At 74.1% G+C, this 24,196-nt stretch carries 12 protein-coding genes; 8 read left to right on the top strand and 4 right to left on the bottom strand.

The genetic code is table 11. The features are described from left to right. Nucleotides 1–497 precede the first annotated feature (497 nt). The 5 genes from MQV74_RS36025 to MQV74_RS36005 all read left to right on the top strand — a co-directional run bounded on the left by MQV74_RS36025 (nt 498) and on the right by MQV74_RS36005 (nt 16,288). A complete protein-coding gene (locus MQV74_RS36025; protein WP_308402345.1) occupies nt 498–4,427 on the top strand; it encodes an amino acid adenylation domain-containing protein in 3,930 nt (1,309 codons plus the stop codon). After that, entirely contained in the window at nt 4,424–13,585 is a 9,162-nt protein-coding gene (locus MQV74_RS36020) for a non-ribosomal peptide synthetase (RefSeq protein WP_242727443.1), read from the top strand. Before MQV74_RS36025 ends, MQV74_RS36020 begins: the two co-directional genes overlap by 4 nt. Before the next feature lie 30 nt (nt 13,586–13,615). Then, nucleotides 13,616–14,671, top strand: a complete 1,056-nt coding sequence (locus tag MQV74_RS36015; protein ID WP_242727441.1) for a GSCFA domain-containing protein — start codon at nt 13,616–13,618, stop codon at nt 14,669–14,671. Next, the gene (locus MQV74_RS36010) at nt 14,637–15,341 is read left to right on the top strand and encodes a hypothetical protein (protein ID WP_242727439.1); all 705 of its coding nucleotides are present in this window, start codon (nt 14,637–14,639) and stop codon (nt 15,339–15,341) included. Before MQV74_RS36015 ends, MQV74_RS36010 begins: the two co-directional genes overlap by 35 nt. Before the next feature lie 74 nt (nt 15,342–15,415). Next, nucleotides 15,416–16,288, top strand: coding sequence for a TauD/TfdA dioxygenase family protein (locus tag MQV74_RS36005; protein WP_242727437.1), 873 nt, complete (start codon nt 15,416–15,418; stop codon nt 16,286–16,288). A 90-nt stretch (nt 16,289–16,378) separates the two neighbouring features. Here MQV74_RS36005 and MQV74_RS36000 read toward each other — a convergent pair whose 3' ends face one another. The 4 genes from MQV74_RS36000 to MQV74_RS35985 all read right to left on the bottom strand — a co-directional run bounded on the left by MQV74_RS36000 (nt 16,379) and on the right by MQV74_RS35985 (nt 20,415). After that, entirely contained in the window at nt 16,379–17,200 is an 822-nt protein-coding gene (locus MQV74_RS36000) for a SpcZ (RefSeq protein WP_242727435.1), read from the bottom strand. A gap of 127 nt (nt 17,201–17,327) precedes the next feature. Then, complete coding sequence (locus MQV74_RS35995) at nt 17,328–18,254, bottom strand: phosphotransferase (RefSeq protein WP_242727433.1); 927 nt, start codon at nt 18,252–18,254, stop codon at nt 17,328–17,330. Between the two features lie 72 nt (nt 18,255–18,326). Further along, nucleotides 18,327–19,625 (bottom strand): MFS transporter, encoded by a 1,299-nt coding sequence (locus MQV74_RS35990; RefSeq protein ID WP_242727431.1) that lies wholly within the window; start codon nt 19,623–19,625, stop codon nt 18,327–18,329. Further along, nucleotides 19,618–20,415, bottom strand: coding sequence for an inositol monophosphatase family protein (locus MQV74_RS35985; RefSeq protein ID WP_242727429.1), 798 nt, complete (start codon nt 20,413–20,415; stop codon nt 19,618–19,620). Before MQV74_RS35985 ends, MQV74_RS35990 begins: the two co-directional genes overlap by 8 nt. A gap of 374 nt (nt 20,416–20,789) precedes the next feature. Between MQV74_RS35985 and MQV74_RS35980 the strand changes: the two genes are divergently transcribed. The 3 genes from MQV74_RS35980 to MQV74_RS35970 all read left to right on the top strand — a co-directional run bounded on the left by MQV74_RS35980 (nt 20,790) and on the right by MQV74_RS35970 (nt 24,187). Then, nucleotides 20,790–21,914 (top strand): Gfo/Idh/MocA family protein, encoded by a 1,125-nt coding sequence (locus MQV74_RS35980; RefSeq protein WP_242727428.1) that lies wholly within the window; start codon nt 20,790–20,792, stop codon nt 21,912–21,914. 105 nt (nt 21,915–22,019) lie between these two features. Beyond that, a complete protein-coding gene (locus MQV74_RS35975; RefSeq protein WP_242727426.1) occupies nt 22,020–23,351 on the top strand; it encodes an aspartate aminotransferase family protein in 1,332 nt (443 codons plus the stop codon). Nucleotides 23,352–23,392: 41 nt separating this feature from the next. Then, nucleotides 23,393–24,187 (top strand): sugar phosphate isomerase/epimerase family protein, encoded by a 795-nt coding sequence (locus tag MQV74_RS35970; RefSeq protein WP_242727424.1) that lies wholly within the window; start codon nt 23,393–23,395, stop codon nt 24,185–24,187. Nucleotides 24,188–24,196: the final 9 nt, after the last annotated feature.

Here is a 24,196-nt window from a genome sequence, read left to right as displayed (position 1 = left end):
CAGCGGTCCGCGGCCCCGCACGCAGCGGTCCGTGGTCTCCGCACGCAGCGGTCCGCGGCCCCGCACGCAGCGGTTGGCCCAATCTGCCCGGAACCGGCCCCTCCAGGCAATACCCGAGCCTAAGTCTATGACCTTTCCCATACCGCTCGTTTGCGGCGGGGCAGGACAGGCGCAGCCATATTGACAGACCCTCAAGGACTGATCGATCATCCCGTTGACGGCTCCCCACGTGTCCGGAGGTATCCAGGCCGCACAGCAGGTCAGACGGCACGTCGGGCCACGCGGCAACGAATTCGCTTACGATCAGCGCCCCTTGGGCCCAAAGGCCCGACGCATTATGGATCCGATTGCAAATTCGGAACTGCCGGGATACTCGGCCGACCTCGCTGAGTGATATCTCCGCGCCTTTCCGTCACCACTCCCCTCACCACCGTGAATAAGCCACCCGCAGAGTGGAAGAGTTAGCTTTGTCCGCGAACAGCGACGTCCCCCTTTCCGTGACCCTCCCGACCGCGGACCGCGCCGCCCCCTTGGCCGCGTCCTCCGCACAGCAGCGGCTGTGGTTCCTGTCGCAAATGCCGGGCGCGAGCGAGGCGCACCACATGCCCACGGCGGTGGAGCTGCGGGGCGCCCTGGACCGGGTGGCGCTGAGCCGGTCCCTGGACGCGCTCGTCGCCCGCCACGAAGTGCTGCGCACGCGCCTCGTGGCCGACGGGGGCGCGGCGGTACAGGAGATCGACCCGCCCGGCGGGGGCCTGCCCCTCACGGCCGAGGACCTGACCGGCAGGGCCGACGCCGAGGCCGAACTCGCGCGCGTGCTCCGGGAGGAGGCCGCGGCCCCGTTCGACCTGGCGCACGGCCCCCTGATCCGCGGCCGTCTGGTGACGCTCGGCGCCGACCGGCACGTCCTGATGCTCACGGCGCACCACATCGTGGCCGACAGCTGGTCCCTCGGCGTCCTGACCCGCGAGGTCGGCGCCCTGTACGCGGCCTTCCGCGAGGGCGCGCCCGACCCGCTGCCGCCGCTGCCGGTGCAGTACGCCGACTACGCCGCCTGGCAGCGGCAGTGGCTGGCCGACACGGCGCCCGACGGGGCCGCGGCCCGGCAGAGCGCCTACTGGCGCCAGGCCCTCGCGGACGCCCCGGCGCTCCTGGAGCTGCCGACCGACCGGCCGCGCCCGGCCGAGCAGGACTACCGCGGCGGACAGGTGCGGCTCGACGTCGACGCGGAGCTGACGGCCGCGCTCAAGGAGGCCGGCGGCGACGCGACGCTGTCCATGACGGTCCTGGCCGCGTGGGCTCTGGTGCTCGCGCGCGCCGCGGGCCAGCCCGACGTGGTGATCGGCACGCCCGCCGCCCACCGGAGCCGCCCCGAACTCGAAGGGCTCATCGGCTCCTTCGCCCACACGCTGGCGCTGCGGATCGCGGTGTCCGACGACCTGACGGTGGGCGGGCTCATCGAGCGCGTCCGCGCGGCAACGTTGTCAGCACAGCGCCATCGGGATCTGCCGTTCGAGCAGGTCGTCGAGGTCGTCAAGCCGGCCCGCAGCCTCGCGCACACCCCGCTGTTCCAGGTCCTCTTCGACTGGCAGGACGGCGCGGAGCAAGGCGCGTGGGCGCTGCCGGGCGTCGACGCGACGCCGCTCGCGACGCCGCTCCCGGTCGCCAGGTTCGACCTGACCCTGACCCTGGCGGAGGAGAACGGCGGGCTCACGGGCACGCTCGACTACGCCACCGCCCTGTTCGACGCCGGGACGGCCGAGCGGTACGTCCGTCAGCTGCGGCACGTCCTCCAGCAGCTGGCCGCGGGCCCCGGCACGCCGGTCGCCGAGCTGTCCGTGCTCGACGAGGACGCCCGCCGCCAGGTGCTCGTGGACTTCAACGACACCGCCGCCACGGGCTCGCCCGCCGGTCTGGTGGAGCGCTTCGAGGCCCAGGTGCGGGAGCGGCCCGGCCAGACGGCCGTGGTCCACGCGGGCGACGCGCTCGACTACGCCACCCTGGAGCGGCGGGCCAACCGGCTCGCCCACGCCCTGATCGCGCGCGGCATCGGCACCGACCGCGTCGTCGGCCTGCACACGCATCTGTCGGTGGACCTGCTCGTGGGCATCCTGGGCGTCCTGAAGGCGGGCGGCGCGTATCTGCCGCTCGACCCGGCGCTGCCCGCCGAGCGGCTCGCGGGCATGGTGGCGGACGCCGACGCCCTGCTCGTCCTGAGCAACGACGCCGCGCCGCCGGACGGGGCCTGGCTGCCGCTCACCGCCGTCGAGGCCGAGGGGCTGAGCGAGGACGCGCCCGGCCGCGGCTTCCGCCCCGACGACCTGGCGTACGTCATCTACACCTCCGGCTCCACCGGCCGCCCCAAGGGCGTGGCCGCGACGCACCGGGGCATCCTCAACCTCCTGGACTACTGGCAGACGCGGTTCGACGCGACGCCGGGCCAGGCCTCGGCGATGTGGCCGAGCTTCGCCTTCGACGCCTCGGTGCAGGAGCTGCTGCTCCCGCTCACCTCGGGCGGCGTCCTCCAGCTGGTGCCGAAGGAGGTGCGTGACGACCCCGAGGCGCTCCTCGCCTGGATGCGCGAGCACCGCATCGTGGAGGCACTGCTTCCGCCCGCCTACGTCAAGTGGATCTGCGAGGCGCCCGAGGAGCGTCTCGCGGGCCTGTCCCTGCGCTACATCCACACCGGCCTCGAACCCCTGCCCGAGGACAGCCTGCACCGCATGACCCGGGTCCTGCCGGGCCTGCACATCCTCAACGGCTACGGCCCGACCGAGACCGCCCTGTACTGCACGGCGTACCTCACCCCCCAGGACCTGGAGCGCCAGGCCCCGATCGGCCCGCCGGTGGCCAACACCCGTACGTACGTGCTCGACGAGCGGCTCAGGCCGGTGCCCGTCGGCGTGGTGGGCGAGCTGTACATCGCGGGGGCGGGCATGGCGCGCGGCTATCTGGGCCGCCCCGGCCTGACCTCCGAGCGGTTCGTGGCCGACCCGTTCGTGCCCGGCGCGCGCATGTACCGCAGCGGCGACCTGGTCCGCTGGCTGCCCGACGGCAACCTCCTGTACGCGGGCCGCCGCGACCACCAGATCAAGCTGCGCGGCTTCCGCATCGAGCTGGGCGAGATCGAGGCGACGCTGCTCGACCAGCCCGGCGTGTCCGAGGCGGCGGTCATCGCCGACCGCGACGGCGCGGGCGAGCCGCAGCTGGTGGCCGCCGTCGGCGTGGGCGACGCGACCCCGCGCCCGGCCGCCGAGTGGCGCGCGGCCCTGGCGCGACGGCTTCCGGCCCACATGATCCCGGGCGTGTTCGTCGAGGTGCCGCGGCTTCCGCAGACCCAGAACGGCAAGCTCGACCGTGCCGCGCTCCTGGAGCGGGCCCGCACCGACCGGCCCGCCCAGGTCAATCTGGCGAGCCCGCGCGACCACATAGAACTGACGCTGTATCAGATATGGCGGCGCCTGCTGCTGCAGCCGGACATCGGCATCCGCGACAGCTTCTTCGACATCGGCGGCACCTCCGTCTCCGCCATCAAGCTCGTGCACGCCGTCCGCGAGGCCTTCGGCGAGACCCTGTCGGTCCGCGACGTCATGCTGCACCCGACCATCGAGGAGATGGGCGGACGGCTGCGCCGGGGCGCCTCGGGGGCGCCGCCGAGCAACCTCCTGCGGTTCCGCGCGGGCGACGGCGACGCGCACGTCGTCTGCGTCCACCCGGCGGGCGGCACCGCCTTCTGCTACCTCTCGCTGGCCAAGGCGCTACCGGAGCACATCGGCGTCCACGGCATCCAGTCCCCGGGCGTGAACCCCGGGGAGTCCTTCCTGCCCACGGTCGAGGCCATGGCCGAGGCCTATCTGAAGCTCATCGAGCCGCTGTCCAGCGGGCCGCTGATCCTCACCGGTCTGTCCTACGGCGGTCTCGTGGCCCACGAGATGGGCCGCCTCCTCGCCGCCGCGGGCCACGAGGACGTCAGCGTGGTGCTGCTCGACGCCCAGGGCGCGGGCAACGCCGAGCAGCGCGCCAACATCGCCACCGTCGACATGGCCGAGTTCCGCGACAAGCTGGTGAAGTTCAACGGCATGTACCCGGGCATCGACGACCGGCAGATCGAGCAGTACTTCCACATCTACAACCACAACCGCACCACCGCGGTCGCCTACGACCCGCTGCCGACCGCGGCACGCACCGTCTTCCTCCAGGCGATCGAGGGCGCGACGGAGAACTTCCTCGCGGACGTGCGCGCCTTCTGGCGGGAGCGCGCCGACGGCGACTTCGAGGTGGAGTCGATCGCCTGCGACCACTGGGGCATGCTGGAGTCCGCCGAGATCCTCCGGGTCGCCGCGCGGATCGAGTCGGAACTGGCCCGCATCGCCGGGACCGGTCAGCCGCGGCTCGCCGAGTCCGCTCCGGCGCGGGAGGCGGAATGACCATCGCCGCACCGGTGCCGTCCCCGGCCCCCACGCTCGCCCGGTCGGTGCTCGACCGGGCCCGCCGCCACCCCGACGCCGTCGCGGTCGTCGAAGGGGAGCGGTCCCACACCTACGGCGAGCTCGACACGGCCAGCGCCGCCGTCGCCGCCGCGCTGCGCCACCACGGCGTACGCCCGGGCCAGGCGGTCGCGGTCTGTCTGCCGCGCTCCTGGGAACTGGTCTGCGCCATGCTCGGCACGCTGCGCGCGGGCGCGGTGGTCGTACCGCTCGACGCCCAGAGCCCGCCCGAGCGGCGCCGCCACATCCTGGCCGACTCGGGTTGCGTGGCGGTCGTCCACGGCGGCGCGGCACCCGACGCGCTGCCCGACGACGTGCGCCCGCTGCCCGTGGCCGCGCTGCTCGACGGCGGCAAGGACGCGCCGGACGCGCTCGCGCCCGCCGCGCCGGTGTCGTTCGTCTTCTACACCTCCGGCACCACCGGGCAGCCCAAGGGCGTCGAGGTCCGGGACGCGGGCATCCTGCGCCTGGCCGAGCCCGGCTACGTCGAGACCCACGAGGGCGCCGGCTTCGCCTGCATGTCCAACCCCGCCTTCGACGCGATCAGCTTCGAGGTGTGGGTGCCGCTGCTCACCGGCGGCCGCTGTGTGATCCTCGGCGACGCCACGGTCCAGGACCCCGAGGTCCTCGCGGCCGCCCTGGAGCGGCTGCGCGTCGACATCGTGTTCATCACGGTGGCGCTGTTCAACGCTGTCGTGGACAAGGTGCCGCACTGCTTCTCCTCCGTCGGCCAGCTCCTGACCGGCGGCGAGCAGCTCAACGCCCGTCTGATCCGCCGCTGGTACCGCGACAACGCCGACAGCGGCACCCGTCTGCACAACGTGTACGGCCCCACCGAGGCCACCACGTTCGCGCTGTGCCACCCCATCCCGCGCGACTTCGACGGCGACGTGGTGCCGATCGGGCGCGCCCTGCCGGGCACCGGGACGCTGCTCGTGGCGGCCGACGGCAGCCGCGCGGCCGAACCCGGCGAGGTGGCCGAGCTGTATCTGTCGGGCGAGGCGCTCGCCGCGGGCTACCGCAACCTCCCCGAGGAGACCGGGCGCCGCTTCGTCACGCTGCCCTGGCACGGAGACGGCTCCACGCGCCACTACCGCACCGGCGACCTGGTGCGCCTGGACGCCGAAGGCCACATCGCGTACGTGGAGCGCGCCGACCGCCAGGTCAAGGTCCGCGGCTTCCGCGTCGAACCGGGCGAGCTGGAGCGGCAGATCGTGGCGCACCCTGCGGTGCGCCAGGCGTACGTGTGCACCCGCCGCGACACGAGCGGCGTCAACGAACTCCTTGCCTATCTGGTCCTCGGCGCCGACCTTTCGTACGACGACTTCGACGCGCACCTGGCGGCGAGCCTGCCCGCGTACATGCGGCCGCACCGCGCCTACCTGGTGGACGCGCTGCCGCTCAACGCGAACGGCAAGGTCGACACGGCGGCGCTGCTGCGGCGCCCCGACGCGCCCTGGCGGCGCGCCGACGAGCCCGGTGCGGCCGAGGCCGTCACCGCCCTGGAGCGCGAGGTGCTCGATCTGGCGGGCGAGGTCCTCGGCCTCACGGGGCTGCGCCTCGCCGACCGCTGGATCGCCTGCGGCGGCGACTCCCTGAAGGCGCTGCGGCTGCGCTTCGAGGCGCGCCGCCGCTGGGGCTGTGAGCTGCCCCAGGCCCTGGTCCTGCACGGGGACTTCGCCCAGCTGGCCGCCGCCGTCGAGGCGGGCGGCGCGGACGGCACCGGCGGCTCGCCCTACCCGGCGGCGCCCGCCCCGGCCGGTGCGCGCTCCGCCCCCGCGACCTCCGAGCAGCAGCGGCTGTGGCTGCTCCACCAGCGCGACCCCGCGTCCCGGGCGTACCACGTCCCGATGGTCTTCCGCGTGGACGGCGAGGTCGACGCCGAGGCGCTGCGGCGCGCGCTGCGGCGTCTCGTCGACCGCCATCCGGCGCTGCGCACCGCCTTCGAGGCCACGCCCGAAGGGGTGCGGCAGGTGGTGGCCGAGCCCTACGACCCGTGGACCGAGCCCGACGCACAGGCGCTGCGCGACGAGGACGGCCGCCGCGCCTTCACCGAGCGGTTCCTCGCCGCCCCCTTCGACCTGGCGCTGCCCCGGCTGCTGCGGGCCTGCTGGCTGCCCCGGCCCGGCGGCGGCGAACTGCTGCTGCTCCTGCACCACATCGCGGTCGACGGCTGGTCCCTCAACGTGCTCTTCCGGGAGCTCTCGGCGGACTACGCGCGAGACGGCGCGGACCCGGCGCCGCAGGCGCGGCCCGCGCCGACGCCGCTCGACTACGCCACCTGGCAGGGCGAGTGGTTCTCCCGCGACGCCTACCGGGCGCTGCGCGCCGAACTGCGCGCGCACTACGCCGAGTCGGCCGACGCCGCGCCGGACAGCGCGCCGCTGGAGCCCGTCCGCGCGGGCGACCGCGCGGGGCTGTTGCACACCACGCTCGACGCGGACCGCCGCGCCGTGCTCGACCGGCTCTGCGCCGATCTCGGCCTCACCCGCTTCCAGCTCCTGCTCGGGGTGTACGCCTGGAGCCTGTACGGGGTGACGGGCCGCGCCCGGCCCCGGATCGCGGGGCCCGTGGCCAACCGGCCGGTGCAGGACTTCGAGGCCAGCGTCGGCATGTTCGCCAACACCGTGCTCCTGCCCCTGGACCTGTCGCCCGGCGAGCGGCTCCGCACCCAGGTGCGGCAGCACGGCGCCGCGGCGCGCGCGGTCCTCGACCGGCAGGACGTGGCCCTGGCCGACGCCCTGGCGGACCGGGGCGCGGGCGCGGGTGACGCGCCGTTCGACTTCCTCTTCGTCCTGGAGAACACCGACTTCGACGCGTTCGCGCTGCCCGGCTGCGCGACCCGCCCCGAGTGGCCGGTCCCGGACCGGGCGAAGTGCCCGCTGACCCTGTCGGTCATCGAGCGCGGCACCGGCTTCGACTGCCTGTGGGAGTACGACGCGGGCCACTTCGACACCGCCCAGGTGGCGGCCCTCGACGAGCTGTTCCGGCGCGGCATCGACCGGCTCGCCGACGGCTCCGACACCACCCTGGCCGAGCTGGTCGCGCCCTACCGCCGCGCCCTGCCGGAGCCGGGCCGCTCCGTCGCCCCCGCCCTGCCCTTCACGACCGTCGCCGAGGGCTTCGCCCAGCAGGCGCGGCGCACGCCCGACGCCCCGGCGCTCGCCACCGGGGACCGCACGGTGACGTACGCCGAACTCGACGCGCACGCCGCCGCGCTCGCGGCCGAGCTGAGCGAGCGGCACCCGCTGCCGCCGCGGGGCCGGTGCCAGGTCGCGCTGTACTTCCAGCCGTCGGTCGAGCACGTGGTGGCGCTCCTGGCGCTCGCCCGGCTCAACCTGACCGCGGTGCCGCTCGACCCGGCGTACCCGCCGGGACTGCTGCGGCAGATCCTGGAGCAGGTGGAGCCGCTGTGCGTGCTCGTCACGCCCGGCGACGAGGCGGCGCTCGCCGCGCTCGCCCCGGACGGACTGCCGCGCCACGAGGTCACCCTGGGCCCGGCGGCCGCGGACGCGCTGCCGCAGTCCCCGCCGCACGACGGCGCGCGACCGCTCTACACCCTGTTCACCTCCGGCTCCACCGGCACCCCCAAGGGCGTCCAGGTGCCCGACCGGACGATGGCCAACCTGCTCCAGTGGCAGCGCACCACCGGCGGCCTCACGGCGCCCGCCGCCACCCAGCAGTTCTCCATGCTGTCGTTCGACGTCTCCTTCCAGGAGATCTACAGCACGCTGTGCGGGGGCGGCACCCTGCACCTCGTGCGGCCCTCCTGGCGCCAGGACGCGCCCGCGCTCCTCGACCAGCTCGAAGCCGCGGGGATCGAGCGGCTCTTCCTGCCGTACGTGGCGCTCCAGGTCCTCGCCGAGCACGCGGTGCGGCTCGGCCGCTTCCCCGCACGCCTGCGCGAAGTGATCACGGCGGGCGAGCAGTTGCTGTGCACCGACGCGATCCGCGCCTGGTTCGCCGGGCTGCCGGGCGCGCGCCTGTTCAACCACTACGGGCCGAGCGAGACGCACGTGGTGAGCGCCCTGTGCCTGGAGGGCGACCCGGCCGACTGGCCGGAGCGCCCGGCGATCGGCGTGCCCGTGGCGGGTTCCTGGCTGCGCGTGGTCGACGAGGCCGACGAGCCGGTGCCGCCGGGCTGCCCCGGCCGGCTGCTCGTCGGCGGGCCGATGGTGACCCCCTGCTACCTCGGCTCCCCCGCCCTGAACGCGGAGCGCTTCGTCGAACTGCCCGGGCTCGGCACCTTCTACCGCACCGGCGACGTGGCCCGCTTCGACCACGACGGCCTGCTGCACTACCTGGGCCGCGACGACCAGCAGATCAAGCTGAGCGGCCACCGGCTCGAACTGGGCCAGGTCGAGGCGGCGCTCCTGCGCCACCCCGACGTCGCCAACGCGGTGGTGGCCCGGGACGACGACGCCCGGCTCGTGGCCTGCCTGGAGTGCCCAGGGAGCGTCCCGTCGCCGGAGGACCTCGCGCGCCATCTGGCGCCGCTGCTTCCGGCGTACGTACGCATCGACCGGTTCCGGCGGCTCGCACGCCTTCCGCTCACGCCGAGCGGCAAGCTGGACCGCCGCGGGGTGCTGACCGCGCCCGGTGAGGAGCTGCGGCCGCGGGGCGGGGCCGCGCCGGTCCTCTCGGCGCGCGAGGCCCGGCTCACCGAGCTGTTCGAGGCGGTGCTCGGCCGTCCCGTCGGGCCCGAGCAGCGCTTCTTCGACGCCGGGGCCACCAGCCTCGACCTGATGCGCTTCCATCTGCGCTGCGGCGCCGAACCCGGCCTCGACTTCACCATCCCCGACCTGTTCGAGCACGTGACGATCCGCAGCCTGGCCCGCTTCCTCGACCGGGGGGCGGCCGAGGCGGACGCGGGCCCCGCGCCCGCGCGCGGGGAGTCCGGGCCTGCGGGCCCGGCCGACGAGCCGATCGCCGTGATCGGCATGGCCGTGCGGCTGCCCGGCGCCGACGACCTGGCCGCGTTCTGGGACCTGGTGCGGTCCGGGGGCCGCGGCATGGAGCACTTCGAGGCCGCCGAAGGCCTGGTCGGCGCCCGCAGCCAGATGTCCGGTCTCCTCGGCTTCGACCCGGAGCACTTCGGCATCAGCCGCCAGGAGGCGCGGCTGATGGACCCGCAGCAGCGCCATCTCCTGATGAGCTCCGTCCAGGCCCTGGCGCACGCCGGGATCGCGGACCCCGCGGGGCGGCGCGTCGGCATCGTCGCCGGGTGCGGCGAGAACACGTACCACCAGTCCCTGATGCGCGAGGCCGACCCCGAGCGGCTGCCCGACAGCTTCCAGATGGCCCTCCACCAGGAGAAGGACTTCCTCACCACCAAGGTCGCCTACCACCTCGACCTGACGGGTCCCGCCTTCACCGTCCAGGCGGCGTGCGCCAGTTCGCTGGTGGCCGTGCACGTGGCGGCCGGGCTGCTGCGCCAGGGCGACGCCGACGTGATGCTGGCGGGCGGCGTGCTCGTCGACACGCTCCTCACGGACGGCTACCGCTACCGCCCGCAGCACATCTTCTCCAAGGACGGCCACTGCCGGCCGTTCAGCGACGACGCCAGCGGCACCATCGGCGCCAGCGGCGTCGGCGTGGTCGTGCTCAAGCCGCTGCGGCTCGCCCGGCGCGACGGCGACACCGTGTACGCGGTGATCACCGGTTCGGCGCTCAACAACGACGGCTCGGGCAAGCTGAGTTACAGCGCGCCCTCGCTGCCGGGCCAGCGCGAGGTGATCCGCTCGGCGCTGCGCCGCAGCGGCCGCGCCGGCGCCGACCTCGGCTACGTCGAGGCGCACGGCACCGGCACCCAGCTCGGCGACCCGGTCGAGGTCGGCGCGCTGCGCCAGGCCTTCGCCCTGGACGGCTCCGACCGGTGCGCCCTGACATCGGTGAAGAGCCAGATCGGCCATCTGGGCGCCGCCGCGGGCGTGGTCGGCCTGGTGCGGGCCGCGCTCGCGGTGCACCACGGGGTGATCCCGCCCAACGTCGACTTCCACCAGCTCAACCCGAAACTCGGCCCCGACATCGCGCCCTTCTACGTGCCGACGCGGGAGCTGCCCTGGCCCGACGGCAGACCCCGGGTCGCGGCGGTGAGCAGCTTCGGCATCGGCGGCACGAACGCGCACCTGGTCCTTGAGGCCGCCGAGGCGCACGAGGCCGCCGCCGAACCCCCCGCCGTCCCCTGCCTGGTGCTCTCCAGCAGCAGCGCGGAGGGCCTGCGCGCCGACGCCGCGCTCGTCGCCTCCTACCTGGAGGCGCGGCCGGAGGCGTACGCGCAGGTGCTGCGGCACCTGCAGGCGGGTCGCACGCCGCGCCGCCTGCGGGCCGCGGCCGTGTGCGCCGACGCCGCCGCGGCGGTCGCGTGGCTGCGCACGGTGTCCGGTGTCGAGGTGACCGCCGAGGCCACCGCGGACGACGAGCCGTACCGCGCCGAGGGCCGCACGGCCGCCGAGCTCGCCGAGGCCTGGCTGTCCGGCCGGGCCGTGCGCTGGCCCGCCGGCCCCGCCCCGGCGCCGTGGGACTTCCCCCCGCCGGTCTTCCGCCTCACCCCGTACGCCTTCGAGCGCGCCACCGCCCCCCGCGAGTCCGTCGCGGAGCCGCAGCGGCTGCCCGAGGCCGACTGGCTGCACCAGCCGCACTGGGTGCGCCTGGCCCGTGCCGCCCGCACCGACGGCCCCGCCGCGTCCGGCCTCCTCGTGGTCATGACGACCGGGCCGCTGCCTTCCGAGGCACTGCGCGTCTTCGAGGCGGCGTACGAGCGGGTCGTGCGGGTCGACGCGGCCGGTGCCTTCGCCCGCGTCGACGACGACGTGTACGAGGTGGACCCGGCCGACGCGGACTCGCTGCGGGAGCTGTTCGCCGCCCTGGGCGACGCGACCCGGGCCGGCGTCGACTGGCTGCACGCGCTGCCGCTCGCCGTCGAGGGACCGGTCGGCGGGGCGAACCTGGAGCGCGCCCGGTGGGCCTGTCTGGACACTCCGGCCGCGCTCGTGCAGGCGGCCGGTCCTCTCCGGCTGCGGCCCTGGTGGCTGTCGTACGGCGCCCAGCCCGTCGTGGGCGACGTGGACCGGCCCGAGCTGGGGCTCCTCGCGGGCGCCGGTGAGGTCGTGCCGCAGGAGTCGGGCGTCGACGGCCGCTGGCTCGACCTGCCCGGCGCCGCGCCCGCCGACTGGGCGCGTGCCGTCGCGGGCCTGCTGACCGGCGCGGACGCCACGGCCGACCTGCCGCGGCGGCTCGCCCTGCGGCAGGGCTACTGGTGGCGCCAGGCGCTGCTCCCGGTGCCCGCGCCCGCGCTCGCGGCGCCCTCCGGCCTGTGCGTGACGCCGGGCGGCACCTATGTGGTCCTCGGCGGCACGGGCGGCATCGGCTGCGCCCTCGCGGCCGTGCTGCTCACCCACGCCGACTGCCGCGTGGTCCTGCTGTCCCGCAGCGGACGCCTTCCGGCCGACCTGGCGCAGTGGGCGGACCGGGTGGACCTGGTCGCGGCGGACCTGGCCGAGGACACGGCCGACGACGTCCTGGCCAGGATCGAGCGGCACACCGGCCGGGTCGACGGCGTGGTGCACGCCGCCGGTGCTGCGGGCGGCGGTCTCCTCGCCCGCCGCGACGGCGCCGCGATGCGGTGGGTGACGGCGGCCAAGCTGGGCGGCGCCCTGCTCGTGGAGCGCCTGATCGAGCGGCACCGGCCGGACTTCGCCGTGTACTGCTCGTCCATGGCGGCCCTGTTCGGCGGCATCGGCCAGTTCGACTACGCCGCGTCCGCGGGCCTCCTCGACGGCTTCGCCCGGCACCGGTCCGGCGCGGACGAGGCCACGCTGCGCATCGGCATCGACTGGGACATCTGGAGCGAGGTCGGCATGGCGCGCGACGCGCTGCGCTCGGACGCCCGCCACCAGGCCCACCTCGCGTTCGGCCTCGCGGTCAAGGAGGGGCAGCGGCTCTTCGAACGGGCGCTGCGCCTCCAGCTGCCGCAGCTCCTCGTCTCCACGACGGACATCGAGCGGGTGCGGGACTTCTACGCGCCACCGGACGACGCGCCCTTGGCCGGACGCCAGGACGCGCCGCCCCTCGCGGAGCGGGACGCGCCGGTGAGCGCCGGCGGCGACGCCGGTGAGCTCGCCGGGTGGCTCCGGGACGCGCTCGGCCTCGACGAGCTCGACCCGGACGCCTCGCTGTACGACCACGGCGCCGACTCGCTCACGCTCATCGACCTGATCGCCGAGGTGGACGAGCGGTTCGGCGTCGACATCGAGCTGTCCCGGCTCAGCCACCGGGTGAGCCTCAACGAGGTGCTCACCCACCTCGGCGAGGCCGCGCCCGCCACCGCGGAGCCGGTCACCCTGGAGGTCTGGCAGGAGGGCACGGGCCGCGAGCTGGTGTGCCTGGTGCACCCGGTCGGCGGCGACATCCAGGCGTACCGCGCGCTGGTGTCGGCCCTCGACCCCCGCCTGACGGTCTGTCTGATCGCCGACCCGGCGCTCCGTGCCGGCGACCCGCCCTCCTGGTCCCTCGCCGAGCGGGCCCGCCAGTACCACGCCGCGCTCCAGGCGCGCTTCCCGCACGGCACGTGGCAGTGGCGGCTCGCGGGCTGGTCGTTCGGCGCCTGGGTGGCCCAGGCCATGGCCGCCGAGGCGGAGGCGGCCGGACGCCCGGCCGACGGGCTCTATCTGCTCGACCCGCCGCCGCCGGACGCCGGGCCGCACTTCCGGGCGTACGACGACACGCGTCTGGAGGCGGTCTTCGCCCACGAGCTGAACCAGGGCGGCGGCGCCGGGCAGGCGAGCGCCGGGGCGGCGGCCTACGCGGAACGCCTGGCGCGCTGCTGCCGGGCCAACATCGCGGGCATGGCGGAGCACGAGCCGCCCGTGCTCGCGGCGACGCCCGCCTGGCTGTGGCTCGCGACGCGGCCGGTGGCGGGGCTGCCCGCGCTCGGCGCGCCCGAGCGTCAACAGCGGCTGTGGCAGGAGCGGCTGCCCGCCCTGCGGGAGTGCCACCCGCTCGACACCACGCACTACGACATCGTCCGGGCACCTCGGGTGCGGGCGGTGGCCGACACCGTCAACGCCACGTCGGCACCGCTCCCCGGGGCCTGCTGACACCGCCCGACGCACCATCGAAGGACCCTCATGAACCCCTATCAATCGCTGCCGCCGCGCTCCTTCTGGCGCACCGCCGTGGCCGAGCCGGACCCGCGTGACATCGCGGAGCTGTGGACGCCCAAGTTCGCCCTCGGGCAGGACGACGTGATCCTCACCGCCGGGTCGTGCTTCGCCCGGCACATCGGCCGCGCCCTGCTGGAGCGCGGCATGAACTGGCGCGACGCCGAACCGGCCCCGCCGGGCCTGACCGCGGCCGAGCGCGAGGCCCGCCAGTACGGCGCGTTCTCGTTCCGCACCGGCAACATCTACACCGCCGCCACGCTGCGGCAGTGGCTGTCGTGGGCGCTGGGCGAGAGCGCCCCGCCCGAGGGGGTGTGGCAGGACGAGGGCCGCTTCTTCGACCCGTTCCGCCCCTCGGTCGAGCCCGCGGGCCACGCCTCGCCCGAGGAGGTGGCCAAGGCGCGCGAGCACACCCTGGCGGCGGTCCGGGGCGCGGTCGCCGAGGCGAGCTGCCTCGTCTTCACGCTCGGCCTGACGGAGGCGTGGCTGGACCGCGTCGACGGCACGGTCCACCCGGTCTGCCCGGGCACCGTGCGCGGCACCTACGACGCCGAGCGGCACGCCTTCCACAACTTCACCTTCGCCGAGGTGTACCGGGACCTGTCCGCGGCCGTCGAGCTCGCCCGGGGCGTCAACCCGGGGCTGCGGGTGCTCCTGACCGTGTCCCCGGTCCCGCTGACGGCGACCGCGACGGGCGGTCACGCGCTCACCGCCACCACGTACTCCAAGTCCGTCCTGCGCGCGGTGGCCGGGCAGCTCGCGCAGGAGCTCGACCACGTCGACTACTTCCCCTCGTACGAGATCGTGACCGGCGCGCCGTTCCGGGCCGGGTTCTTCGAGCCGAACCTGCGTACGGTCACGCCGGAGGGCGTCGACTTCGTCATGGGCCGGTTCTTCGACGGCCTCGCCGGGGCCCCGCGCCCGGCCGAGCGGCCGCGGCCCGCCGACCGCCCCACCACCCCGAACGCCGGAGAGGACTTCTGGTGCGATGACGCCGTACTCGACTACTACAACTCCCACTGACACGGCCACGGCCCGCTTCCTGCTGCTCGGCGACTCGCACGCGGGGGTGATCGGCCGTGCGGCCAAGGCCGCGGGCATCGCCTTCAGCGGCGGTCCCGTGGGCGCGGGGCGCGAGTTCAACGCGGGGTTCTTCGACCGGCGCGGGAACGACGTCGCCTTCCGCAAGCCCGAGACCGACACGCTCTACCGGGGCTTCCTCCAGGAGATCGGCGTCGACGGGCTCGACGAGCTCACCGTGCCGCTGGTGTGCACGTTCGGCTTCAGCGCGCACTTCGTCGCCACGACGGCGAACTGGGACGTGTACCGCGTCGGCGGCGCGTTCGTCCCGGGCTTCCTGGAGAGCCGCCTCTTCGACGACCTCGTCCGGGCCACGGTCCGCGACGCCCTCGCCTTCTACGGCCACGCGCGGGACCTGGGGCTCCGCGTCGTCTCCGTGATGCCGCCGCAGCGGGTGCCCGGCATGTCCGACCCGGTGGTCTTCATGGCGGCCCAGGACGTCGTGCGCCGCGCGCTCCTCGAGCTCGGCGTCGAGGTCGTGGACCTGCGCGCCCGCGTCACCGACGGGGCGGGCGTCCAGCGCCCGGAGTTCAGCGAGGCCACCGACGCGATCCACGGCAGCCTCGCCTTCGGCCGCCTGATCCTGGCCGAGCTGCTCGACCTCGGCCTCTGACCCGCCGCACGGCCGCACCGCGCGGGCCGGCACCGGCCCCGCCCACTCATCCGATCCGCAGGAGGAACACCACCATGGAACAGTTCGCGCTCGACGCCATCGAGGCCATCACCACCCGGCCGCCCGAGGTCTACGACCACATCACGGTCGACGCGCTGACCCCGGTGATCGGCGCCGAGGTGTCCGGACTCGACCTGTCCAAGGAGCTCACCGAGGAGCAGGCCGCCGAGGTCAAGCGGGCGTTCCTGCGCCACCACGTCCTCGTCTTCCGCGACCAGGAGATCAACGGCGAGGAGCACAAGCGCTTCGCCCGGCACTTCGGCGAGCTGCACCCGGTGGCGCTCGCCCCCGAGGGCTCCGACCCGCACATCCTGGAGATCAGCGCCGACGCGGAGTCGCGGAACGTCGCCGGGCACGGCTGGCACGCCGACGGCACCGCCGACCTGCGGCCGTCGCTCGGCTCGATGCTGTACGTCACGCGCACCCCCGAGGTCGGCAGCGGCGGCGACACCATGTTCGCCAACATGCACCTCGCCTACGAGATGCTGTCGCCCGCGATGAAGGCGCTCCTGGACCCGATGACCGCCGTGCACAACGGCCTGCTCGCCTGGGAGGGCGCCACCCCGCCGCCCGAGTACGACGTGCCGGTGAACACGCACCCGGTGGTGGCCCGCCACCCCGACACCGGCCGCAAGCTGCTCTTCATCAACGGCATCTACGTCTCGCACATCGAGCAGCTCTCCAAGGGCGAGAGCCGGGCGGTCATCGACATGATCGTCAAGCAGATCACCAACACCGCGCTGCTGAGCTGCCGCGTCCGCTGGACCCCGAACACGCTGGTGTTCTGGGACAACCGCTGTGTGCAGCACCACGCGATCTGGGACTACTTCCCGTACTCGCGCTACGCCCAGCGCGTCGCGATCGCGGGTCACCGGCCCACGGCCTGACGCACGACGAGAGGGGGCGGAGGCCGCTGTGGCCTCCGCCCCCTCGTCCGTTCCTCACAGGTGTGTGAGCGTCCTTGCGCGTCCTGCTACCTACCGGTTCGCGGCGCGGTCCAGGGCCGCGGCGAGCCCGTCCGCGAGCCGCGCGCACGCCGCCCGGTACCGCTCGTCGCGTCCGGTCTGCTCCGCGCGCTCGGCGTCGGCGAGCGCGTAGGCGTGGACGTACGCGAACGGATACGCCTGCGCGAACGCCTGCCCGTCGGCCGCGGCGAAGGCGGCGGCCAGCGCCCGGGTGTTCGCCAGGGCGTTGGCGTCGGCGTAGGAGCGGGCGTTGGCGTCGGTGTTGAGCTTCGCGTACATGGCGGCGAACTCGGCTGCCTTCTCCTCGCCGTAGTCGTTGTCCATCGCGTACTCGCGTGCGTTGACGGAGGCCGTGGCGTAGGCGTCGGCGTACGCGTACGCGTAGCCGTAGACCTGGGTGAGGGCGGGGCCGAGCGCCTCGGTCCACTCCTCCTCCGTCGCCCGCTCCCCGGCCAGGGCCCGCTCGTGCAGGCGGCGTACGGACTCCAGGGCCGCGCCCTCGCCGCCGCGCCGGGCGCTCACCTCGGCCAGGAGCAGCGCCACGGCGTGGGCGTGCCAGTCGTGGACGACGGCGAAGGGAACCGGCCCTTCGAGGCGGCCGAGGGCGGTGTGCGCGCTCCGCGCCCAGCGCCGCGCCGTCGGTTCGTCCTGGCCGCGGAACAGGGCGGCGGCCAGCTGGGCCAGCCACGACGGCAGCTCGGCTCCCAGGTCGGCGGGGGCCGCCGGGTGCTCCGGCCCGACGGGTCCTGCCGCGAGCCGGGCGACGAACCGGTCGAACGCCTCCGTCGTCTCCGCCGCCTCCGCCGGTTCCGGGGCGTCCGGTGTGCGACTCATCTGCCTGTCTCCTGTTCCGTCCGTCCCACGGCTCGGTCACCGGCCGTCCGTACACCCTCTCATGGGGCCTGACCAGCGGCGCGGCCGGTGAAGACGGGGTGAGCGCGGGGGGCCGGCGGGCAGGGGGTCAGCCGCTCGCCGCCGCCAGGTGCTCCAGGGTGTCCGTGAAGCCCTTCCACGCGGACTCGGTGTCCTGCGTGCGCTGGTGCTCGCCGCGGAACCACTCCACGAACTCGGCCACGTCCAGGAGGCTCCAGCGCAGCCGGTAGAGCGCGAGGGCGTCCGGGTCCGGGGTGCGCCCGGTCAGCTCGGTGTAGCGGGTGAGGGCCGCCGGGTCGTCCGAGAGCAGGGAGAGGTCGCGCTCGGGAAGGGCGAGGCCCACCGTGTCCCAGTCGACCAGGAGATAGCCCTCCTCGCCGAGGATGAGGTTGCCCGGATGCGGTTCGCCGTGGGTGACGACCAGCGGCGCGCCCCGGCCCCGCACGCGCGCGACGAGCGTCTCGAAGGCGGCCAGGCGCTCGCGGAGCGTCGCCTCGTGCTCGCGCAGGAGCTTCCGCGCGGGCTCGGCGAACGGTCCGCCGGGCCAGGGCCCTTCCGACGCGTCGAGGGCCGCGAGGACGCCGTCGAGGCCCGGGGGCTCCACCGCGGCGGGCGGCGTGGTGTCCGGGGGCGTCCGGCCGTGCAGCTCCGCGAGCAGGTCGAGCACCTGGTCCCGCTCGGCATCGGACAGGCGCTGCCCGAACTCCCCCGCGCGGCCCGGGACATGCGGGAACACCGTGAGGGCGTACCGGGCGTCCAGGGGCAGGACCGGACCGCCGTCGGTGGCGGCGACCGGGGCCACGACGAAGCGCAGTCCGTCGCGCTCCCGGAGGGTCAGCGCCGTGTCCATGGCCTGGCGGAGGCCCTTGAGCGCGGCCACCGCGCCCTGTCCGCAGTGCTCCTTGTGCTCCAGGTCGGAGACGGTGGCGAACCACGGCCGGCCGTCCTCGTCGGTCACCGTCCAGTGGTAGTCCCCGAATCCGACCGGGGCGTAGGTGACACGCGACGGGGACACACCGAATCCCCTCAAAGCTTCCCATAGACGCGTTTCATCAAACTTTTCAGGAAGATTCTGCATTGCTCCACGCTAGCAACTAGAGTGCGTGGTGGGGAAGTTGATGTCGAAGTCCCGCGTCCGGCGCAGCGGGGAGCAGAGCAGGAGCGGCGCCACGGCGAGCAGCGCGACCGCGAGGGCCCACAGCGCGGGGCGGACGCCGAGGTGCGTGGCGAGGGCGCCGCCCGCGAGGGCTCCCAGGGGCGCGGCCCCCCACACCGCGCAGCGGAAGATCGCCGACACCCGGCTGAGCATGCCCGGCGGGCACACCCGCTGCCGGTAGGTGACTTGAAGGATGTTGAAGACGGTGACGCCGACGCTGATGGCGATGTGGGCGAGGGCGAAGAGCAGCACCCGCCAGTCGTCCTGGGCCAGCGGCGCCAGCAGCAGGAAGGGGGCGGCGACGGGCACCGCGAGGACCACGGTGCGGGCGTCGCCGAAGCGCCGGGCGAGGCGCGGCGTCAGCCAGGCCCCGGCGAGCGCACCCACCGCGCCCGAGGCGAGCAGCACGCCCACGAGCCCCGGCGAGATGCCGACGACCTTGCTGAGGAACACCACGTCGAGTGCGAAGGCGGCGGAGAAGACGAGGTTGTTGAGGCCCGCGGAGAGCGCGATCATGCGCAGGACCGGCTGGCGGCGCACGAAGCGCAGGCCTTCCCAGGTCTGGCGGGCCAGGCCGTGCGCGAGCGCGGGCGGCTCGGGCTCGGGCACCTTGATGCGCCACAGCAGCACCGCCGAGACGGCCGAGCCGACGGCGTTCGCCGCGAGCGCCCAGTACGCGCCGAGCCACTGCACGGAGAGCCCGCCGAGCCCGGGGCCGCCCAACTCCGCCCCTGAGCGCACCAGTTGCAGCGTGCTGTTGCCCTGGACGAGCCGCTCGTCGGGCACCAGGCGCGGCAGATAGCTGTGGTCGGCGATGTCGCCGAACAGCTGCGCGCAGCCGAGCAGCAGCGCCACGCCGTAGACCATGGGCAGGGACAGCGCGTCGGCCGCCCAGGCGAGCGGCAGCGACGCGAGGGCCAGACAGCGGACCAGGTCGGCGCCGATCATGACGCGGCGCGGGCGTGCCCGCTCGACGAGGGCGCCCGCGGGCAGCCCGAGCACCAAGTAGGCGGAGAAGTAGGCGGTTTCGATCAGGGCCGTCTGCCAGGCCGAGGCGTCCAGGGCCAGGACGGCGGTCAGCGGCAGGACGACGAGCGTCGCCGCCGCCCCGGTCTCGTTGAGCACGTGGGAGCCGACGAGCAGCCGGAAACCGTGCCGCACGGCCCGCCCGGCACCCGGGTCCGGCGCCGTCAGCGTGCCGGAGGCCGGGGACTCCACCGGGTCAGGCATGGCCCACCAGGGCGCGCAGTTCGTGCGCCACGTGCGGGGCGGACGCGATCGTCATCGCGTCGCCGGGCGGCTCCCCGGCCGCGCCGCCGCCGACCCAGGCCCCGGCCTCCCGCGCGATCAGCACTCCGGCCGCGCGGTCCCACAGACGCGTACCGGATTCGTAGTACGCGCCCAGGCGGCCCGCCGCCACCCAGCACAGGTCGAGGGCGGCGGAGCCGCTGCTGCGGATGTCCCGGACGTGGCGCACCACGTGGGCGGCGAGGGCCGCCTGCCGGGCGCGTGCCGCCGGGTCGCTGCTGAACCCCGTGGAGACCAGGGCCTGTTCGAGCCGATCGGGGCCGGACACGGACAGCGGCCTGCCGTCGCGGGCGGCGCCCCGGCCGCGGATCGCGGTGAACGTCTCGCGGCGGGACGGGTCGTGCACGACGCCCACCTCGGTACGGCCGTCGCGCTCGGCGGCGACGGACACGACGAACGCCGGATATCCACTGACGAAGTTCGCGGTGCCGTCCAGGGGGTCGATCACCCAGCGCACCCCGGAGCGGCCCGGGCGCTCGCCGCCCTCCTCCCCCAGGATGCCGTCGTCCGGGCGGGCCGCGGTGAGGACCTCGACGACGCGCTCCTCGCTCGCACGGTCGAAGGCGGTCACCAGGTCCGTGGGGGACGACTTGGTCCGGACCTCGGGCGGTCCCGACGCGGCCCCCTCAAGCAGCAGGTCACCGGCCAGGCGCGCGGCCCTGACGGCGAGTTCGAGTAAAGCGGCACCGCCCTCGGCATGTGCCAAAGACATGGACAACCCCCTTGTGGTGTACACGCGACTATGTAAAGGTATCACCAAGTCGTTCCAAGGGTGTGAGCCGTGCCGAGCACTTATCGGCACGCAGGAACTCGCCTGCCGTGTACGTGCCTTGGTGCCGTCCCAAGCACGGGGGATTTGAGTCAGGTTCGTTAGCCGAACGATGTCCGGGCACAGAGGAGACCTGTGTGGAATTCCGCCCAGTTTCATCGGTGACGTAAGCCAGTAGACGTCATCGCTCGTTTCCCTCCGGGCGCCGCGCCCCGTTGGGTTAACCCCTTTTCGGGACAGCAGGTCCGGCCTTTTCGTGCTGCCCTGCTTCCCCGCTCCACCGCTCCCCTCCGCTCCTGTCGAGAGAAGTTGGTGCCGTGCAGAAAGAACGTGTCCGCGTGGGCGTCATCGGTTGCGGAACCGTCGCCCAGATCATGCATCTGCCCTATCTGCGGAGCCTCTCCGACCAGTTCGAGATCACCGCGCTCAGCGACCTCTCCCCCGGCCTGCTCGACGCCCTGGGCGATCGGTACGGGGTGCCGCCCGAGCGCCGCTTCACGGATCACCGCGCGCTCCTCGACACCGACGTGGACGCCGTCCTGGTGCTCAGCGGCGGCAGTCACGCGCCGCAGGTCCTCGCCGCCGTCGAGGCGGGCAAGCACGTCCTGGTGGAGAAGCCGCTGTGCTTCACGCTCCGCGAGGCCGACGAGATCGAGGCGGCCGCCGCCCGGGCCGGAGTGCGCCTCATGGTCGCCTACATGAAGCGCTACGACCCCGGCTTCCTGTATGGGAAACAGCTGGTCAGCGCCATCGAAGAGCCTCGGTACGCGCAGATCAACACCCTGCACCCCAGCGAGGACCAGTACATCTCCATGCACGGCGTGCGCCGCTTCGACGACGTGCCGCGCCAGGTCGCCGACCGGGCGCACCGGGCCCAGGAGGAGCTGCTCGACGAGGCGGTCGGCGCGGTCCCCGACGCCCTGCGCTTCGTCTACCACGACGTGTTCCTGGGCAGCATGGTGCACGACGTCAACGCGCTGCGGGCCCTCGTGGGAGAGCCGGACGACGTGCTGTTCACGGAGATCTGGCCGCGGGACTCCCGCTATCCGTCCGTGACGACGATGCTCTCCCATCCGGGCGGCCTGCGCACCAGCTACACCTGGACCTATCTGGACGACGTCCGCGACTATTTCGAAGAGATCGCGGTGCTTTCCCCGGCCCAGCGGGTGCGCATTCAATTCCCCTCGCCTTTCCTCAAGCACTGGCCGACTCCCGTCGTCGCCCAGCACATGGAGGACGGCGCACTCGTGGAAAGACGGATCCAGGTCTCGTACGACGAGGCGTTCCGCGAGGAACTGCGGGCCTTCCATTCCTGTGTCGTGGACGGCACACCGCCGCTCACCGATGTGCGCGACGCCCGGGAGGACATCGCGGTCCTCCAGCGCGTCTTCGCCCGGTGCGCGCCCGAAGGGCTCGGCGGCGAAGCGGGCAAGTGCCGCTGAGGCGCGGCCCGAAACCCGTCGTCTCGAACTTCAAAGGAATGTAAAGCGATAGCGCGAGAGGCAATGCGCAGCGGACGCAATCGTGGCAGAAAGGCCCAAGGAAGCATGAGTCCCACCGCCCTGCCCGCGTCGTCGACCCACCACACCATCGCACTCGAGCGGAGCCACCGGCTGCCGGGCGGACAGTCCATGACGGACCTGTCCGGCCTCGTCGTGGACCGCGCGCGCAACGCCGAGGTGTGGGACAAGGACGGCAAGCGGTACATCGACTTCTTCACCGGCGTCGGCGTGTGCAACATCGGCCACGCCCACCCCAGGTTCCTGGCCGAGGTCGGGGAGCAGCTGAGCGCGTGCGCCGTCGGCACGTTCTACACCGACGCGCGCTCCCGCTACTACGAGCTGCTCGCCGCCCAACTCCCGGAGCGGCTCGGCAAGATACACATGTTCTCGACCGGCAGCGAAGCGGTCGAGGCCGCCGTGAAGCTCGCCCGCGCCGCCACCGGCAAGCACGAGGTCGTCAGCTTCTGGGGCGGCTTCCACGGCAAGACCCAGGGGGCCCTGAGCCTGCACGGCGGGCCCCGCAAACACCGCTCGGGACCGTTCCCGCCGGGCTCCCACCAGGTGCCGTACGCCTACTGCTACCGCTGCCCGCTCCAGCTGGAACACAGCAGCTGCGGCCAGGCCTGCGTGGACCTCGCCGAGCAGTCCATCGAGAACGGCTCCGTCGGGGACATCGCCGCGATCATCGTGGAGCCGGTGCAGGGCACGAACGGCAACATCATCCCGCCCGCCGGATATCTGCGGGCCGTGCGCCGCCTCGCGGACCGGCACGGCGCCCTGCTGATCCTGGACGAGGTCATCACCGGCTTCGGCAGGACCGGTGCGCTGTTCGCCTTCGAGCACGACCCCGAGGTCCGCCCGGACGTCGTCGTGCTCGGCAAGGCGATGGCGTCGGGCGTCCCCGCCAGCGCGATCGTCAGCCGCGCGGAGCTGGTCGAGGGCACCTCCTTCGGCGAGCCGAGCGCGGCCGCGTCCACCTTCGGCGGCAACCCGCTGGCCAGCGCCGCCGCCCTGGCCACCCTGCGGATCCTGCTCGACGAGGGCCTGCCCGAACGGGCCCGCGCGCTCGGGGGGACGGTGGCACGCCGCCTCGCCTCCTGGACCGAGGAGTTCCCGTTCGTGGGCAACGCCGCGAACGTGGGCCTGATGGTCGGCGTGGAGCTCGTCGAGCCCGGCACGCGGCAGCCGCTGCCCAAGGACGTCACCCGCCGGATCTTCCAGGACCTCCTCGCCGAGGGCGTCCTGGCCATGGCGTACGACAGCCGGATCCGGATCTACCCCCCGCTGAGCATCCCGGAGGACCACCTCGACGAGGGGCTCGCGGCCTTCGAGTCGGTCTTCCGGTCGCTGCGGTCACTCCGGTCGACGCAGCGATGACGCAGCAGTGCAGCAGCGATGAAGCAGAAATGAGGAGCGCCATGGAACTCGGGTGCGTGGTGCGCAGCGCCCCGGAGGCCGAGCAGGCCGCCCGGCTGCCGCTGGACTACCTGGAGATCAAAGGAGACATGCTGTGTGTCGAAGGCGATGAGTTCGCCGCCCTGCGCGCCCGCCTCGGCGCGGCGGGCCTGCCCTTCAAGGCCATGACGTCACCGCTGCCGCGCCGCTACGGGTGCCGGGTCGTGGGCGCGGAGGCCGACCACGCGGCGGCCCTGGAGGTGTTCCGCGACCTGTGCGACCGGGGTGCGGCGCTCGGCGTGCGCACGGTCGTGCTCGGCAGCGGGCAGGCCCGCGGCATCCCGCCCGGCTTCGCCGCCGACCGGGCCCTGCGGCAGTTCAGGGAGTTCCTGGCCCGGGCGCACCAGGAGTGTGCCCGGCGCGACATGACGCTCGCCCTCGAACCCCTGAACCGTACGGAGACCAACTTCGTGAACTCCTGCGCCGAGGCGCGGGAGGTCGTCGACGGCCTCACCGGGGCGGACGTGCGGATCACCACCGACTGCTTCCACATCCTGAGCGAGCAGCTGCCCGTCGCCGAGGAGGTGGCCGCCGCGGGTCCGGCCATCGGGCACGCGCACACCTCGTCCGTGCCGCGCGGCAGCGGTGACTTCCACGAGGGCGCGCAGAAGGAGTTCGTTGCGGCCCTGCTCGCCGCGGGACACCGGGGCGGGCTCACCATCGAGGACGACTTCGGCGACTTCGGGCGCGAGGCGTCCGCCGCGGTCGACGTCTTCCGCCGCGTCCTCGCCGCCGCGTCCGACCCGTCCCCGGCCTGAGGAGTCCGT

The sequence above is a fragment of the Streptomyces sp. AN091965 genome, from assembly GCF_022698285.1.
GTDB lineage: Bacteria > Actinomycetota > Actinomycetes > Streptomycetales > Streptomycetaceae > Streptomyces.
This window is presented reverse-complemented; position numbering and strand designations above follow the sequence as displayed.